The organism is Shewanella sp. FJAT-51649, assembly GCF_019457435.1.
In the GTDB taxonomy this organism is placed as follows: Bacteria; Pseudomonadota; Gammaproteobacteria; order Enterobacterales; family Shewanellaceae; genus Shewanella; species Shewanella mangrovisoli.
Map to the genome: position 1 here is coordinate 1,016,852 of NZ_CP080411.1, position 17,902 is coordinate 1,034,753.

General features: G+C 48.4%; 13 protein-coding genes. 5 read left to right on the forward strand and 8 right to left on the reverse strand.

The features are described 5' to 3' along the window. The first annotated feature begins 25 nt into the window (after nt 1–25). Both K0H59_RS04500 and K0H59_RS04505 read left to right on the forward strand, forming a co-directional pair. Entirely contained in the window at nt 26–1,702 is a 1,677-nt protein-coding gene (locus K0H59_RS04500) for a glucan biosynthesis protein (protein ID WP_164717923.1), read from the forward strand. Between the two features lie 194 nt (nt 1,703–1,896). Beyond that, entirely contained in the window at nt 1,897–3,366 is a 1,470-nt protein-coding gene (locus K0H59_RS04505; protein WP_088210964.1) for an inorganic phosphate transporter, read from the forward strand. A 12-nt stretch (nt 3,367–3,378) separates the two neighbouring features. Here K0H59_RS04505 and K0H59_RS04510 read toward each other — a convergent pair whose 3' ends face one another. Next, nucleotides 3,379–4,272 carry a DUF72 domain-containing protein gene (locus tag K0H59_RS04510; protein WP_088210963.1) on the reverse strand — a complete coding sequence of 298 codons (894 nt, stop codon included), beginning with the start codon at nt 4,270–4,272 and terminating at the stop codon, nt 3,379–3,381. A 345-nt stretch (nt 4,273–4,617) separates the two neighbouring features. On the opposite strand from K0H59_RS04510, the gene K0H59_RS04515 reads away from it, so the two are divergent. After that, nucleotides 4,618–6,015: a diguanylate cyclase domain-containing protein gene (locus K0H59_RS04515; RefSeq protein WP_088210962.1), complete on the forward strand. Its 1,398-nt coding sequence runs from the start codon at nt 4,618–4,620 to the stop codon at nt 6,013–6,015. Between the two features lie 107 nt (nt 6,016–6,122). On the opposite strand, the gene K0H59_RS04520 is transcribed toward K0H59_RS04515, so the two are convergent. Then, nucleotides 6,123–8,015: a methyl-accepting chemotaxis protein gene (locus K0H59_RS04520; RefSeq protein ID WP_088210961.1), complete on the reverse strand. Its 1,893-nt coding sequence runs from the start codon at nt 8,013–8,015 to the stop codon at nt 6,123–6,125. A gap of 296 nt (nt 8,016–8,311) precedes the next feature. Here K0H59_RS04520 and K0H59_RS04525 point away from each other — a divergent pair, with 296 nt between their 5' ends. Beyond that, on the forward strand, nt 8,312–9,838 hold the full coding sequence (locus K0H59_RS04525) for an EAL domain-containing protein (protein WP_220054782.1): 1,527 nt from the start codon (nt 8,312–8,314) through the stop codon (nt 9,836–9,838). 61 nt (nt 9,839–9,899) lie between these two features. Here the strand turns inward: K0H59_RS04525 and pepN are convergent, their stop codons facing one another. From pepN to K0H59_RS04555, 6 genes are all read right to left on the reverse strand, one after another. Then, nucleotides 9,900–12,533 carry an aminopeptidase N gene (pepN, locus tag K0H59_RS04530; RefSeq protein WP_220054783.1) on the reverse strand — a complete coding sequence of 878 codons (2,634 nt, stop codon included), beginning with the start codon at nt 12,531–12,533 and terminating at the stop codon, nt 9,900–9,902. 240 nt (nt 12,534–12,773) lie between these two features. Next, nucleotides 12,774–13,367, reverse strand: coding sequence for a penicillin-binding protein activator LpoB (lpoB, locus tag K0H59_RS04535; protein WP_220054784.1), 594 nt, complete (start codon nt 13,365–13,367; stop codon nt 12,774–12,776). 67 nt (nt 13,368–13,434) lie between these two features. Then, nucleotides 13,435–14,835: a COG3014 family protein gene (locus tag K0H59_RS04540; protein ID WP_220054785.1), complete on the reverse strand. Its 1,401-nt coding sequence runs from the start codon at nt 14,833–14,835 to the stop codon at nt 13,435–13,437. Continuing rightward, the gene (gene def / locus K0H59_RS04545) at nt 14,832–15,377 is read right to left on the reverse strand and encodes a peptide deformylase (RefSeq protein WP_220054786.1); all 546 of its coding nucleotides are present in this window, start codon (nt 15,375–15,377) and stop codon (nt 14,832–14,834) included. The genes K0H59_RS04540 and def overlap by 4 nt, the downstream gene beginning before the upstream one ends. Nucleotides 15,378–15,446: 69 nt before the next feature. Beyond that, nucleotides 15,447–15,659: a SlyX family protein gene (locus tag K0H59_RS04550; RefSeq protein WP_011716034.1), complete on the reverse strand. Its 213-nt coding sequence runs from the start codon at nt 15,657–15,659 to the stop codon at nt 15,447–15,449. Between the two features lie 9 nt (nt 15,660–15,668). Next, nucleotides 15,669–16,619, reverse strand: a complete 951-nt coding sequence (locus tag K0H59_RS04555; RefSeq protein ID WP_220054787.1) for a WD40 repeat domain-containing protein — start codon at nt 16,617–16,619, stop codon at nt 15,669–15,671. Between the two features lie 154 nt (nt 16,620–16,773). On the opposite strand from K0H59_RS04555, the gene fkpA reads away from it, so the two are divergent. After that, complete coding sequence (fkpA, locus tag K0H59_RS04560) at nt 16,774–17,544, forward strand: FKBP-type peptidyl-prolyl cis-trans isomerase (RefSeq protein WP_011716036.1); 771 nt, start codon at nt 16,774–16,776, stop codon at nt 17,542–17,544. Nucleotides 17,545–17,902 lie beyond the last annotated feature (358 nt).

Here is a 17,902-nt window from a genome sequence, read left to right on the forward strand (position 1 = left end):
AGTTACACCAAATCAGAGTCTGCTTATGCAACCCAATTTATTTCCCGAACAAAGACATTTAAATCGTGAGCCGATGGTGATGCCGTCGGTGGAAGCTCAGTCTACCCGTAGCCGTTTACAACGCATGGTCGGCAGTGTGCTACTCACTTGCAGCGTGTTGTTAAGCTTATCTGCTTGTGCAGCGGGTAAGGCGAGTGCACCGCAGGAAGAAGAGTTTAGCTACGCTTGGTTGAAAGGCTATGCCCATACGCTGGCGACTGAGTCCTATGTGAGCCATAAGGGCGAGTTGCCAAAAAGCTTACAGGGCATGAGCTGGGATGATTACCAGCAGTTCCATTTCAAGAAAAAAGCTGCCTTGTGGCGTGAGGATGATTCGGAGTTTCGCGCCGAGTTATTCCACTTAGGCCTGTACTTCGATACGCCTGTGCATATTTACCAATTGGAGAATGGCAAGGCAAAGCTTATCGAATATTCGTCTTCTATGTTCGATTACGGCAAATCTAAGGTAAAGGGTAGCCAACTACCGAAAGACTTAGGCTTTGCTGGGTTTAGAATGCAGTTCAACACTGACTGGCAGCGTGACGTGGTCGCCTTCTTAGGTGCCAGCTACTTCCGCGCCGTAGGTCAGGAAATGCAATATGGTCTATCTGCCCGTGGTTTAGCGGTAGACACTGCGCTGCCTAAACCTGAAGAATTCCCTATGTTTACCCGTTTCTGGTTAGAGAAACCACAACCGGGATCTAATATTGCGACTGTGTACGCTCTGTTAGATTCACCAAGTGTAACAGGGGCTTACCGTTTCGATATCGAGCCGGGTGAACGTTTAAAAATGAAGGTCGATGCGGCGATTTACCCGCGTAAGGCCATCGAACGTTTAGGCGTTGCGCCACTGACCAGTATGTACATGGTGGGTGAAAACGATCGTCGCACCGGTTACGACTGGCGCCAAGAGATCCACGATTCAGACGGTCTTGCCATGCACACGGGTAACGGTGAATGGATTTGGCGTCCGCTGGGCAACCCAAGCAACCTGCGTTTCAATGCCTATAGCGATGAGAATCCAAAGGGCTTTGGTTTAATGCAGCGCGACCGTAATTTCGACCATTATCAAGATGATGGTGTGTTCTACGAGAAGCGCCCAAGCCTGTGGATCGAGCCAACGGGTAACTGGGGTAAAGGTTCGGTGCAGTTAGTGGAAATTCCAACGCTGGATGAAACCTTCGACAATATCGTGGCGTTTTGGAATCCTGCTGAGCCTATTCAGCCAGGTCAAGAACTACTCTACAGCTACAACATGTACTGGGGCGGTATTCCACCCGTTCAGTCACCCCGTGCCCGCGTAGTCGATACCTTTACCGGTATTGGTGGTGTGGTTGGTCAAAAGCGTAAGTACTATAGCAAGCGCTTTGTGATTGATTTTGCTGGTGGTTCCTTACCTATGCTGGGTAAAGATACCCAAGTGAAGGCGGTGATTTCGACCTCTCAGGGTCGTGTCGAAATCGAATCTGCTCGCCCACAACATGCGATCAACGGTTACCGCGCTATGTTTGACCTAGTGCCACCAGAAGACAGCGTTGAGCCGATTAACCTCAGAGTTTACTTAGAGGTCGACGGTCAGCCGTTAACTGAAACTTGGATGTACCAGTGGACACCACCACCAGTGAACGAGCGTGAGCTGCATAACGCTGGTCATCTGCAGTAAGCCGTGACTCAGTCTTAAATCTTAAAACGCCAGCCCTGTGCTGGCGTTTTTGTTTTAGCGGATTTGTTAAATGCAAGCCTGACTCGGAGTTATTGAGGACTGATTCACTTTTTGCAAATCTAAATAATTTTTCACTGTCAAAGAGGCCAACCTTAGGCGTAATCTGTGGCGTCCTCGTAATAGGTTAGCGATTCATGTTTGAGATATTGTCTTCTATCGGCCTGGGTTGGTCGGTAGCTTTAGTGCTGGCGGTATTATTTGTGCTGGCCTACGAATTTATCAATGGTTTCCACGATACCGCCAATGCTGTTGCCACAGTCATCTACACCAAGGCAATGCCTGCCAACCTCGCGGTGATTTCTTCAGCCCTGTTCAACTTTGCTGGAGTGCTGCTCGGTGGACTTGGCGTGGCCTATGCCATAGTGCATCTCTTGCCCGTCGATTCTTTACTGGGAATGGACTCAACCCAAGGGTTGTTGATGGTGTTCTCGCTACTCTTCTCGGCCATTATTTGGAACTTAGGCACCTGGTATTTTGGCATTCCGGCCTCCAGTTCCCATACCCTGATTGGCTCGATTATGGGTGTTGGTGGCGCATTCGCTTGGATACACAATGAACCTGTACTGCATGGTATCAACCTTACCAAAGCCACGCAGATCATGCTGTCGCTGATCATCTCGCCCACGCTCGGGTTTGTGCTGGCGGGGATACTGTTGTTACTAATGAAGTTCGTGTGGCAAAAACACAAGATCCACCGCACCCCAGATGAGCAATTTCAAATTAATGGTAAACGCCATCCGCCGTTCTGGGCGCGCGTCAGCCTGATAGCCTCGGCCATGGGGGTGAGCTTCGCCCACGGTTCCAACGATGGCCAGAAGGGCATTGGCTTAGTGATGCTGGTGCTGATCTGTATGGCGCCGGCGTATTTTGCCCTCGACATGAGCAGCCAATCCTACGATTTGGCGAGAACGCAAGATGCTAACCGTCGCATTATGGCGATATATAGCCGCAATCAAGCTGTGATTAGCGATCTCGTGGATGTTAAAGCCCAAGTGAATGTGACAGACACTTTACTGAGCCACTGCTCGGCACAAACCGTGTTACCAGCCATGTCGCTGCTCGATCGCCGTTTAGATAAGGCCAGCAGTTTTCAAGAGATGAGTGTCGCGGAGCGACGTGAAGTGCGACGCTTACTGCTTTGCATTGATGATACTGCGCGCAAAGTGGCAAAATTAGACTTACCCGCCAAGGAGTTAACCTCACTCAATAAATGGCGTAAGGATTTAACTAAGCCGACCGAATACGCGCCTTTGTGGGTGATAGTGGCGATTGCCACGGCCTTGGGCTGTGGCACCTTAGTGGGTTGGCGCCGCATTGTTTATACGGTGGGTGAGAAGATAGGCTCCTCGGGGATGACCTACAGCCAAGGAATTGCGGCGCAGGTGACGGCGGCGGCATCGATTGGGATCGCCAGCGTGACGGGCATGCCCGTTTCAACCACCCATATTCTGTCATCGGCGGTGGCGGGCACTATGGTGGCCAATCGTTCAGGCTTACAAAGCCAAACCATTAAGCAGATTTTATTGGCTTGGGTGCTGACACTGCCGATTACCATGCTCTTATCGGCCTTGGTGTTTATCTTGGCTAACGTGCTCTGGGGTTAAGCTCAATACCCTTTACCAGGTCAGTTGCATCTGCGCTGTGGATTGTGCCAAGGCCTTATGCAACTGAATCGTAGGTAAGCTGACCTCATCGGCCAACTGTTGCTGCAACTGCTGGTATAAACGTACCGCTAATTCGGGCGCGGTTTGGTTATCGGGCGTATGGATAAAGAGATAAGGCTCGCGACCCTCTTTTATCCACAGTGCGAGTTGCCGCAACCAATTGTTAAAAAAGCTATCGTTATTCTTCACCTGCAATCTCTCGTTGCTCGCCGCTAAGGCTTCAATCGTGCCATCCGTTTGGCCAATAAAACGCACCACGGGCGTATGGGCGGTCGCGATAGCGTGAACGGGCACCTGAGGCTTTTTCTTATGGGCATCGATAATCGCCTCGTTGGCGGGCGGCAGGGCAAATAGCGGCCGACTGTCCATGATGATGCGATTGACTTGTCTGTCCATCAGCAGGCGATTTAGCGCGCGCTCGGCGTCTCCCTTGGCAAAAAATGCTAAATGGCGAACCTCTACGCCATAAGTTAAACCTTGCGGTAAAAGATCAAAAAAACGTGCTAATGCAGGCAATTGTTCGGGGCCGAAGGCGGCGGGGAGCTGAATTTTCCACAAACCGGTTTTTTCGACCAAGGGTGACATCACTTGGAAGAAAGCCAATAACTCTTGCTGACAATCCTGCAACTGTCTTTGATGGGTGATGGTCTGTGGCAGTTTGAAGGTAAAGCGAAAATCATCAGGGGTGGCACTGTGCCAATTCATCACAGTATGGGCATTTGGCGTCGCGTAAAAGCTGGTGTTACCTTCCACTGTGTTGAAGATACTGGCATAGCGAGCAAGTCTGTCTGCCTGTTTAGTGCTTGAACCATAAACACTTTCTTGCCAGTGGTTATGCGACCACATGGCAAGCCCGAGACGTAAATGTCGCGCGCTATGGGAAGGGGACTTGAGTGACGCCAAAAATGCTCCTAGTTAAGCTTATTACCTGATATTCAATGGATAAAACAGCGTTGCGGGCTTATCATCGCCGCTTTATGTGAGTATTGTGCTCAAATCCCTTTATATAGGTCAAATCGCTTTTGCCCACAACTTACAGTGCTTGGCTTAGTGTTTAAGGCCGCATGGAACTGTCATAATAATTAACCTACTCTAATAGTATGTTATTGTGTGGTGAGAGCTTTAACGACTGGGGATAAATTGACTCAGTATGAAGATGTATATGAGCCGCAGGCATGGTTGGAGAGTTGTGTGAAAAACGATGGTTATACTTCCCTAAGCCAATTTGTTGATCTGCTATTGGATGCCATCTGTGTCGTCGATAAAACGGGGCACTTTGAGTTTGTCAGTGCGGGGGCCGAACGTATTTTTGGTTATACCCCGGACGAAATGCTCGGCATGCAGATGTTAGATCTTGTCTATCCACCGGACAGGGAACGGACTCTCGCCGCAGCCAATGACATAATGGAAGGGCGTTTTAAGCTCGACTTTGAAAACCGTTATGTACGAAAAGACGGTACACTCGTCGATATTCTTTGGTCCGCCCGTTGGTCCGAGGACCGTCAGCAGCGGATTGCCGTGGCTCGTGATATCACTAAGAATAAAATTGCCGAGCGGCGCCAAGCCGCGCTCTATGAAATTTCAGAAGCCGTGCATGTGGCTGAAGATCTCTTAGCCCTGTATCGGCATATTCATCAGATCATGGCCAAGTTATTACCGGCGGCGAATTTTGCCATTGCGCTTTATGATCAAGATCTTAATGATCTGGATTTTCCTTATCGTGTTTGGGTTGGCGAGCAGAATCGGGCGCAGTGTGCCAGCTTCGATCTGTTTACCGAACAAGTGATCCAAAGCGCCGAGTCACTGCTGATTTGTCCGGTTGCCATGCCAGTTTCCCATGCTCAGGAGCAAGATTTTCAAAATCAACCTATTAGCTGGCTTGGGGTCCCGCTAAAGCTACAAAAGGGCATAATTGGCGCGCTGATCATGCATAGCACCCCGGATTCTCGGGCCTACACTAAGCAAGATTGCGAGCTGGTGGAATTTGTGTCGACCCAAATCGCCTTCGCGATTGAGCGGCGGCAGATGTTGGCGCGTTTAGAGCATATTGCGCTTTATGACCAACTTACCCATTTGCCAAATCGTGAGTTGTTTTATGACAGATTCCAGAAGGCGCTATCACGCGCAAATCGTGAGTCGAGCTATTTCTCCTTACTCTATTTAGACTTAGACAAGTTTAAATGGGTGAATGATACCTATGGCCATGGTGTGGGCGACCTGTTACTGCAAATCACCGCCCAGCGGATTTTGGGCTGCGTCAGAAACTCTGATACGGTTGCTCGTTTTGGAGGCGATGAGTTTGTGATCCTATTGGAGCGTGTCGATTCGGCGCAGAATACCCTGTTCGTTGCCCAAAAAATTCTTGAAGTGCTTAATCACCCCTTCGAATTAGTCAATCAACAGATCCATATTTTGCCCAGCATAGGCATTGCCCTTTATCCCGAACACGGTAAGGATGAAAAACAGCTGCTGTCCTGCGCCGATTCGGCGATGTATAAGGCGAAGCGTAATGGGGGGAATCGGGTTGAAATGGGCTATCAAGGCTTAAAGACCAGCTATTTTGAATCCTTGAGCCCGCATCATCTCTAAGTGTTTAAGAGATAGTTTTAGCATAAATAAAAATCCCCGATAAGTTTAAGATTATCGGGGATTTTTTATAGCGTTGCTATGCGTTACGGCATAAGCCGTTGCTGCATTTATAGCTTAAAGCGGCCAACTTCCTGTTGCAGCGAGGCGGCTAAGTGAGCCAATTCCTGCGCCTGAACCATAGAGCTTTGTGCTTCGATAGAGAGGTTTTCAGAGACCTCACGAATCGATTCTGTATTCCGGTTAATTTCGCTGGTGACCGAGGTTTGCTCCTCTGCGGCCGTGGCAATTTGGCTCGCCATATCCGAGATCTCATTAATAGCTTTGCTGATCTGTAGCAGGCTCTCACTGGCCGAGTTAGCGTCGGCGACACTGGTTTCAGCCATATCATGACTTTGAGTCATAGATTTAACCGCCTTACCCGCAGTTTGCTGTAAGGTTTCGATCATGGCTTGAATTTCTTGGGTCGAGGAGTGAGTGCGCTGCGACAACACGCGTACTTCGTCGGCTACGACGGCAAAGCCACGACCTTGTTCACCGGCGCGGGCGGCTTCAATGGCGGCGTTCAGCGCCAGTAAGTTGGTTTGTTCGGCAATGCCACTGATGGTGAGCAGGATGCTATTAATTTTCTGCGAGTGTTCGTTTAACTCGCTGATAATACGGCCCGCAGTTTCGACCTCGTTGGCTAAGTTACGGATTGATTGTTGACTCTGCATCACTTGTTTTTGGCCGTGGTTCGACAGACCAACCGCATCTTGCGCCGTTTGCGCTGTGTGTTCGGCATTGCTGGCAATCTCTTCGGTGGCACTGGCCATTTCAGTCACAGCGGTGGCTACCATAGTCACTTCGTCCTGCTGTACGGCGATGCGCTGGCTATTATCTGTGGCCGAGGCGCTACTGCCTTGAGCTTGATATTCCAGTTGGCCTGCAATCTTGTGCATTCTTGAGATCATGCCGTGCAGACGCTCGACGAAGCGGTTAAAGCCCGAGGCTAAGATGCCAATCTCGTCGTGGCTGTTGGCGGTGTGAATTCTCACCGTCAGGTCACCATCCCCTTCGGCAATATCATTGAGTGCCAAGGCAACGCGTTCTAAGTCTTTAAATTGGATCTTGAAGATGGCGACTAGAACTAAGCCGAAAATCACCAGTAAGCCAGCACCGACGGCGGACATCCACCAGGCGAGTGTGGTGGCCTGCGACATGATTTCGTCTTTATTCATTACGAAAACCAATTCCCAATCGGTGGATGGCACAGCTGCAACATAAATAAGTTGGGTCTCGCCATCGAGTTCGCGCTCTTCTAGGGTATTGGCGTTGGCACGTTGAGATAACCAGCTCGGGGTAAAACTGTTATCGATTTTATTGAGTTGTTCGTTATTGAGCTGGCTTTTAGGATGGCTAATGATAAGCCCTGTCTTGTCCACCATGATGGTGTAGCCTTTGCCTGGCACTTGAAGGCGCTGCACCGCATCTGTGAGTTGATCTATGGTGAGGTTAGCTGCTGCCACCCCGAATAGGCTACCCGAGACCATCACAGGTTCGGCAATGGTCACTACTTGTTTTTTTAAGGTGGCGCTGACATAGGGGGCCGTCATCACAATGGCATTGGCGGCTTTGGCATCCATATACCAAGGACGAATTCTGGGGTCATAGTTAGCGACGTTAAGCGCAGGATCTTGGCGATACATGTTGCCTTGTTCATCTCCAAAATAGGTCAGCGCGAATCCCATACCATTATGGGCTTGTAATAAATAAGGGGTGATCTGCACACTGGGATCGGCCTCTATGGTCTTTTTAAGACTGGTGATGGCCATTTTTCTATCTTGCATCCACAGTCCAATCCCTTCGGCAAAGGTGTTCGCCAGTTGGTCAATTTCATGTTGAGTGTTTTCTAAGGCATTATTTCTAATGAAGTAACTTGAAATGCTTACCAGCACTGCGACAGTAATGAGAACGGCGAAGAGACTACTAAAGAGTAAGCGGGTTTTGAGTGTTGATCTCATATGTAATTCCTTTAAATTCCGTTAGCTGTCTAACGTTAATAGAGTATAGCGGCTGAAAGTGTGAAAGCATGAATAGATAAGTCACTCTTTTTATGACGGTTGAAATTGGAATTCATGGCGCTGTGAGTGTAATCTCGGCAAATAGTCAATTGAGTTAGCTAATTGCTTTTATAGGAGTTTATACCGCTAACATGACGAATTTGATTTATTGCACAGCTTTTAGTCGCTATGGAGCATACGCTGAGGGAACGATCAGTTAGTGCAAACAGCACCGATTAATACAATGAGTGACCTATATGAAATGGAATTTTCCGCGCTGGTGCTTAAATCCTTGGCTACATACAAGCCTGTTATTTATTTTGCCTATCCTGCTGGCGAGCGCACTGCAACCTTGGTTAACGTCTTACAGCATGGAGAAAAGATTTACCCAAGATCTCGATAATATTGCCACCGATTTTGCGAGTGGTTTAGATGGTTTTGAGCAGCGCAGTGTTGAGCAGGCGTTTGTCGAGTTATCTTTTAGTTGTGATTCAGAGGATATTGCCCTACTGAATAGCCCCTCACTGAGCCCCGCAATCGTACGCTTTATTCAACTCGAACTCGCCGATGGTCGGCAATGCTCCAATATTGGCCCGCCTGTGCATTATCAGTTTGACCGATTTCGCAGCCTATTTATCGATTCGCAATTGGTGGATATTGCCACCACAGTCGCCGCCAATGATAGAGCCCGCAGCATCGCTTATATTTTTCATCTTGGTGAGCAGAGGTTAGTGGTGCTCACTAATAGCTCTGTCTATAACGAAACCCTATCTACTCTGTGCCATGGTTGTTACCAATTAATGATTGGTTACCAAGGTCTTTCCTCCCTCGAGCGAGGCGTTGAAGATTTACTGCAAACCCAAACCTTTATCGAAGATTCGCGTTATATCAGCGTATTAGATGTGACTTTGACCTTGAGAGCGGGGGATGAGCTTTATTGGCGGGAGGCTTCTCGGGTTGGGATTGTATTGTTTATCTCTGCGCTTATTGTGGCCTTTTTAGCGGTGATTTTTTATTGGAATTGGCAATCGGCTCGGGTGTCTATGGGAATTCTGATCCAAAAGGGCATTAGTCGTAAAGAGTTTATTCCTTACTATCAACCTATTATCGATTGTCGCAGCGGCGAGGTGGTCGGTCAGGAAATGTTAGTCCGTTGGCGAAGGTTCGATGGCGTGCTCGTTCAGCCGAATCAGTTTATTCCCTATGCCGAAGATTCGGGATTAATCCTGCCGATCACCGATCTGATTTTGGAGCAGGTATATCAGGACTTGCCTCAGCTTAAGGGCTGGGTCAGCGTTAATATTGTCGCCCAACATTTAGAATCGGGTTTACTCAGTCAATGGTTTTCGTCTCACCCCGATCCTAGAGCTAAGCGAATTTCCTTCGAGTTGACCGAGCGTAAACCCATCACACAATTCGAATTAGCCTTGGCCGAAATGAAGGCGGTCACTCCCCTGTGCCATGACTTTAAACTGGACGATTTTGGCACAGGCTTTGGTGGTTTTAGTTATTTGCAGCGGCTTGGGATTAACAGCATCAAAATCGACAAGATGTTTACCGATACCATAGGCACGCAGGACTTAAAGGGCGCGGTACTCGATGCCATTATTGCCTTTGGCCGTGAGTCACAGATGGATATGGTGGCCGAAGGTGTCGAAACCCAAGCGCAGGTAGAGTATTTGGCTGCCAAAGGGGTATATCAACATCAAGGGTATTTTTATTCGAAGCCTTTGGCCTTTGAGGATTTGTTGACGTTTTACCAGAACTTATCCAATAAAATGTAAGATGGACGCATAAAAAAGAGGCTCCCATGAGCCTCTTTTTTATGGATGATGAACCGATTTATCAATGGGTCATTTTATTCTTAATCAGTACACAGCGCTGCTCGGCTTGGCGAGTCTCTAACAGGGTGCGGCGGGCAAGATTCGATAATCCAGTTTGGCTATCCAGCACTTTATCCAAGGCGGCAATACTGGTGTAGTTACAGTCGGTTGGGATCAAGTTACGGCTGTAGCTACGCATAAATACTGGGCCTTTTTTATCCATATCCCCTAAGTTGGCGAGGCGCTCTTCGGCGGTCGCTGCGCTTAAGAGTTTTTGCTCCGCAGGATAGAGGTTTTCCATAATGATGCGCTGTTTAGCAAACGGCAGGGCGTCGGCGTGGACTTTACTCAACCAGCGACGTTTTGCGGCTGCTTCTGGGCGGATAACTTGGGCGGCCAATGCGGCTTTTTCACCCGAATCTGAGTTATCGCGGGCGGCTTCTTGGGTAATACGTTGCTGCGCATTCGGGAAGTCGTAGCGATTCAGCTGAGTGATGATGGCCCAGCGTAGATCTTGGTCTAAAGTTAAGCCCTTGATTTTGGTTGTGCCATCTAGCAATTGCGCTAAGTGACGCAGACTGTCGCGATCGCCAGCCAACTGGATATAGGCATTGAACCAGCGGCGCTGGAAGTCATTGTCGCCTCGGCTCTCCATGGTCTTACGAAGGCTCATTTGCGCTAAGCCTTTGACCGCGTTTTCAGCATAGTTTTGCTGAATCGGCGCGATTTGTGCGAGGTATTCTTTACTGCGTAGCAAGCTCGAAATAATCTGGCCGACCACAGTGTAGTCATTCTCCGCAGGGGCGTTGACGAATACCGTGCTTAAGTATTGATCTAGGCTCAGGTTGCCTTCACGCACACTGTCCCACAGGCTTTGCCACAGCATAGAACGCAGCAGCGGATCTGTAACACGGCTTAACTGTTGCTTAGCGGTGTCGAAGGATTTGTCATCGAGTTGCACCTTCACAAAGCCCCAGTCATCGTAGTTGGGGTAAACCAAATCTGGACAACGCTCACCGACTAATTGCTTCACCTCAGTGCGTTCGCCCTTGTAGGTGACTGGTACTGTGGTCTCATGTCTTAAATCGAAGCGTCCCTTAGTGAACAGGGCGATTTGGACTTTCTGCTCCCTGAGTGTCGGCAGTTCGCTGCTGGCAGGATACTGCAACAGGCTAAATTCGCTGATGCGGTTGCCGTCACAGCGGTACTCGGCCTTGATGGTGTTGACTCCCGCACTGTAGAGCCAGTCCTTCGTCCAGGCGCTTAAGTCTCGGCCAGCGGCTTTGGCTAGGCTATTGATAAAGTCATCCAGCTCGGCATTTTGATAGCTGTATTGCTTTAAGTAGTTACTCACGCCGCGCTGGAACACCAGATCGCCGAGCAAATGGCGTAACTGCTTGAGGGTCGAGGCGCCTTTTTGATAGGTGATGGCATCGATATTATCGAAGGCATTTTGGGTGGTCGCCACGGGCACTTCGATAGGATGCGTGGTCACTAGGCTATCTTGCTCATAGGCGCGCTGTTTGCCTTGGGCGTAAAAACTGCGCCAAGCGTTGGTAAATTCGGTGGCTTCTTGGGTGGCGAGTGTGCCCATAAAAGAAGCAAAACTCTCGTTTAACCACAGGCCATTCCACCATTTCATGGTGACTAGATCGCCAAACCATTGGTGTGCCATCTCATGCATGATAACGCCGGCTAAGCTTTGTTTTTGCTCTGCGGTCATTGCCGCTTTGTGGAGGAAATGATCTTCGGCAAAGGTCACTGCGCCAGCATTTTCCATCGCACCGTAGAGGAAATCTGGTACTAAGAGTTGATCGTACTTTTTAAAGGGGTAAGGGATACCAAAATAGGCATCAAAGAAGTTTAAGCCTTGTTTAGTATAGGTAAACCAATCCTCAGGCGTGACTTGGTTAGCCACAGATTGGCGTGCAAATAAACGCATTGGATAGCGGCCTGAATTATCCTGCCACATATGGTATGGCCCTGCATGCATCGAGAAGTTATACGGGCTTAACTTAGGTGTTTCAGGAAATTCCCAACGATTTATTGCCCCTGCAGGTGTGACTGAAGACTCGCGCATGGTGCTGATCACTTGCCAGTCCTTCGGCGCGGTTACGCTGATTTTATAGTTGGCTTTTAAATCGGGTTGGTCGAACACCGCAAACATTTGCTGCGCCGCAGCAGGTTCGAAGTGTGAGTACAGGTAGACCTTGCCATCGACTGGGTCTTGGAAACGGTGTAAACCTTCACCATTGGTGCTGTGGGCGCGAGTAAATTGCACTTCGACCGTGTTGTCGCCCGACGACAGTAAACGGGTGTTCAGGCTGATATAGGCGCCATTGTAATTAGGGTAAACCACGGTGCCGTTAATCAAAAAGCGCTTAATTTGTGCCTTGTTTAAATCGAGGCTCAATTGCTTAGGCACTTCGCTGAGATTGAAATGGACCTTAGTGGTGGCGCTAAACTCAGTGTCGCCAGTCAGTTGAAAATCCAGCTCATAATGCACATTCGAAATCACCTGTGAACGTAAGCTCGCCTGATATTGGCTGATATAAGGGCTGGCATCCCTAGGGCCCGTATTTAACGGACTTTGTACGGCGCACGACATCAGGGCCGAGCAGGTGAGGGCGACTAGGCTGGCTTTAAACAAATTCACGACTTCAATCCTTCAACGATTTACTTTATTTGTGGCTTGGATGCGGCGCAGGCTGGTAAGTTTAGGCACTGTGAAGTGGCAAACTTATCCCGTTCAAAAGCGGCACCCATCCTGGGTATTTTGGCCGAGTACACTACCTTATTTAGCATGGATAACCAATGTTAAAAATGTAAAAAAAAGCCAGCGAAAATGCTGGCTTTTTTTGAGTATTTCGGCTTTAGCCCATGGGGCTGAGCGAGATTACATACCTAAGAAAGACTTAGACTTTGTCTTACGGATTTCTTTTTCGTCAGACCATTCGATAAGGCCTGTTTCTAAGTCCATCAGACGCATAGTCATCTTGTAGTAAACGTCTTTAGTGCTGCCATCTTGCTTAACGATGCTAGACAGGTTGCCATACAGCATGTACTGGGCACCGATTTGACGGCCAAACTTGATGGCGGTTGATGGGTCAACCATACCGGTATTGTTTTGGTAATCCAGTTGCTTACGAACTGAATCGACTTTTGTCATATCGATAAAACGGAACTTGCCTGAGCGCAGTAACTTGTTGCTGATAGAGTCGGTTACTGATTCAGTATCGATATGCTCAGAGGTTTTGTTTTTGATGCTATCGACAAACAAAATTGGGCGGTTGTTCGCCGTCATTGCTACGATAGGTGGGAAAGTCATCATGCTATCGACCATCTTAGCGGCGATGGCTTGCAGATCCGTTGAGCCAAAGTTTACGTTAACGGTTTCCACTTCTGTGGCATCGCCATACTCGACTTTCGATTGACATGCAGCCAGACCCATTACGGCAGCCAGCACAAAAATCAGTTTAAATTGTTTCATAGTCAGTTCCATTTTGTGATTGTAAAAACTTAATGACACTCGTTTTATTCAAACATTCACCGCTAGGTTAAATGATTATTGAATAAATTCGGGTGTAATTACCAGTATCAATTGCCCAGACCAAGGTGGTCTTGCCTGCGGCAACGTCAATTTTGGCCGGTGGTGCTTTGTCTAACTGCAGCGTGTATTCCCCCGGATTGAGATAACGTCTGCCAATTTGCGCTTGTTTCGGCAGGGTCAACCAACTGCGGCGGTCCGCCTGTTCGGTGACTACGTTAAAAATCTGCATCGCGATACTGCCAATATCGGCGGCATTGTTACCGGGCTTACCGCTTTTTTCGACCTGATAGGCCATTTCCGATTTGGCATATACCCGCGCGACTTGGCGAACTAAGGTGCCGGGCAAATCTTCCTTGAGCGCATTAATCGCTAAGGCATCGATATTGGCGATGGGCTCGGTTTTAAGCACTGTGCCTAAGCCTTGTACTTGGGTTTCGGCGACAAAGTTATTGTTCGGTCCATAGGTAGCGAGGGACACAGTTTGCCAGTTGCCATGGATAGTGAAGGGCACTGTGAGCGCTTGTTTTTCGGGTACAAAGCCCTTTTCGACCATAAGAATGACTTGGCCTTCACCCGCCTTGGGAAGCTGGGCATCGCCCCAGCGCTTTTTAAACTCATCGTATTGCGGCATGCCAAGTTGTTTGGCTAGACGCACTAAATCCTGTTGCAAATAAGTGTTATCTGGAGTGATTTGCGCCGCTTTACGGTAGTCGATAAAGGCATCGTTTGGCTCGCCTAATACTTCATGCAACAGACCCGTAGTGTAGTAGCTGTAGGCATTGAGGAAGGAGCTTGTCACTGTGCCTGCGGCTTGACCGAGCTTATTCACTTCGGCATCTATGGTGCCATTGGCCATAGCCTGCACGGATTTTTGCGATTTTTGATAACGTTCCTGCTCAGAGCCTTGCAGCTCATTACTGCGGCGAACTTCCACCAATGCGCCTTGATAGTCACCGCTGAACAGGTAATTCAAGGCTTGATATTGGTGCAGCATAATGCGCTCATAGCCAGGGCCGCGATAGGGGATGGCATTATCGTTTAACACTAAGCTGCTAGCCGTTGCACCTATGTCGCTGGCGCTGATCTTGGCTTTATCATCGAAGGCTGTATAGGCATCTACCGCTTGCTGATAGTACTTACGGCTGCTGGCAAAATCTCCGGCCACCTGTGCCACGCGTCCCGCTTCTTGGGCGTAGAGTAGGCCATCGTTACCTTGGATATTGCTGGCTAATTTCTCGATATCCGCCATGGGCGTTGCGGTATTGAGCTCTTGTTTTATCGGTGCAATTTGCGCCGGATAATTGATAAAAATACTGTTATAGGCGCAACCGCTCGAGCCTAAAATGGCCGCGAACAGTAGTGTGCTGATTGTGGGTCTGATTAAAGAATGAATGAAGGTGCTGTTCATGCCTGATGATTACCTGCTTGCGCCATTACTGTTTGCTCCGGCATTTGTGAACGCTCTAGCAAAGTGATCCCTTGTAGATGATCAAACTCGTGTTGGAAAATACGAGCAATAAAACCTGTTAACTCAGTTTGTTGCCAGTGCCCTGCAAGATCTTGATAGCGCACTACAATCGTCTGGTGGCGCCAAATGCTAAACCTTTGTCCGGGAACCGATAAGCAGCCTTCTTCACCGCTAACTAATTCCGCAGAGGCAGACAAGATCTGTGGATTAACCACCACGACAGGGTCCATAAGCGGCGCATCGGGATAACGCTCGTTCGGCCGAGATGCCATGATAAACAGTGCTAGTGGACTGTGCACTTGTGGTGCGGCAATACCAACGCCCTTGGCGGCCACCATGCTCAGCGCCATCTGCTCAGCTAATTGACTCAAGGCCGTATCGAAGTCGCGTACTTCAATGGCGTGCTCTTTTAAAATGGCTTCACCCACCACGGCAATAGGCAGTGGCTGACTGGGTGTGGGTGATATCGCATCTTTAAACATCGCATTCCCTGGATATTTAGTGGCCATAGTGTTGTTAGCGGGTTTTGTTACCCATTATTCGTTATCACATTAATAATGGGGCGGTGGCGTTTCTTCGGCTTGGGTCGCAATATTGCTGGGTTCCATCGCCTTTAACTTACCAATCAATAACTGAATTTGATGTTGCTGATTGGCGATGAGCTGGTTCAGCTTAATGACCTCTTGGTTTAACTCTTCGACCGTGAGCTCTTGAAAAGCCAATTTCATTTGCAGCTCTTCAATCTGTTCTTGTACGCCTTGCATGACTAACCTCTACTCCTGCCAAGTCTCAACTAGGCCTTGGCTACTGATACTAACTACTTTATTGGTATCTCGAATTGCCACAGAGTATACAACGGCTCCTCGGTTTTGGCTGTTTTTAGTCAGCGCAATTTGCCACTTAGCAATAGGTTTACCCGTTTGGCGTTGCCAGAGTATGACTTCGCGTGCGGGCGTGCCTGTGAGCAACTGAGTATCTTGCTTGGCGAAACGTACCGCCGAGAAGGTCATTTGCCGACGTTTAATCTCTAATTGATTTAACAGCTTACCATTAGTGTTGTCCCAAATCTTCGCCTCATTGGTACTGCCATTGGTAAAGCTTAATGTGCCGCTGTCGTTGAGTGCCACCTTAGTTACTCGGCTACCTATATCCCAAGTGTGGATAGGCTGCCCCGTTTGCGCCTGCCACAGGATAGCTTGCATATCATTGGAACCCGAGAGGGCAATGCGTCCATCGGCGGAAAGCGCAACCGTATTCACTCTTTCCTTATGCCCTAAGAATTTTATCAATGCGGTTTTAGCGGCATTGAGTGACATCACGCTGCCATCGTTCAAACCAATCAGTAAGGCGCCATTGTTAGCCACAGCGACACTCTCACCCGAGGCGGGCAGCGACCACCATCCGTGGGATTTGCCGTCGGCTATTGTCCATAGGGCAACTGAATCGCGGCTTAACGAGGCGGCGAACTCGCCGTTAGGGGAAATGGCGGTGGCCGTGACGCCAGTGTTGAGGTCGCCATGCACCCATTGGTACTTGAGGCTATGGGTGGTTAAGTCCCAACATTGCACCCCTTGGCTTTGGGTGGCGACAATGGCGATATTGCCGCCGCTAGAGAGGCTCGCGCTGTATGATGGCTCCTGTGAAAGCACTCGAATATCATCGGCTTTGGGCTGACAGGCCGCTAAAAAAAGTGTGCAAAATACCAGCAGTAGGGTTTTCTTCATGAACTTGCTCCTAAAGTTGGTGTCTCTAGTCCGGTAGAGTGAGATTAATCACAGTTAACACATAACAGAATCTAGTTGGTATAACCCAGATAACTAGTATACAGTTGTCGCGCTTAGGTTATTGTAACCGCTTGAGGATGCTGAGGAAGCTTTAATGAAATCGATTTATAAATTATCGTTAGTTGCATTGGCTGTTATTGGCCTATCTGCTTGTAATCAAGAAGAAAAAGCAACAAATGCAAGCACAAATGTTGAATTAACGACTGAAGCACAAAAAGAAGCCTACAGTGTTGGCGCTTCAATCGGTCGTTATATGTCTGGCCATATCAAAGAGCAAGAAGAATTAGGCCTGCCAGTTGACCGTGCGCTGATCGTGACTGGTTTTACTAACGGTCTGAATGATCAACTGAAATTAACCGAAGAAGAAATGCAAACCATTCTTCAAGGTTTAGACAAAAAGTTAAACGACAAACGCACAGAACAAGCTAAAGCCATTGCAGCGAAAAACATCGAGGACGGTAAAAAGTTCCTCGAGGAAAACAAAGCTAAGCCTGGCGTAGTGACCACTGAATCGGGTCTGCAATACGAAGTGTTAACACCAGGTTCTGGTGACAAGCCAGCGGCTGAAGACACTGTAGAAGTGGATTACGTGGGTACTCTGCTTGACGGCACTGAGTTTGATAGCTCATACAAGCGTGGTCAAACGGCTAAGTTCCCATTAAACCGCGTTATTCCAGGCTGGACCGAAGGCGTACAGTTAATGCCTGTGGGCGCTAAGTACAAGTTTGTGATCCCTGCAAACTTAGCTTACGGCGACCGTGATACTGGTACTATTCCACCAAACTCAACCCTGATTTTTGAAGTTGAACTGAAATCAATTGAGAAAGCACAAGCGGCTCCTGCTGCTGAGCCTGCTAAAAAGTAATTTGCAGTGACAACAACTTAACTCAGGTTAAGTTTTGCACTCATAGAATACCGCCCACCTAGGGCGGTATTTTTTTGCACTCGAAATGACTAAGCAGTGCTGTAAGCGATACAAATAAAACCATGGGGCAACTTGTTTAACTGTTTTACAGCATCTCGCAAACGACCAAGGGCTAGGATTTTTAAATAGAGTTAGCGTTTAAAAGAGGATGAAGGCGTATTCTTTTGACGACGAATAATATTTCAAAATAATGATCAAATAATTAAGTTTTAAATAAATTTCCATAATTGAAATTATCGAAAACGCCTATTTTATTCGGTATGGCATTCTTAAAAATATCATCAAAATATCATATTTA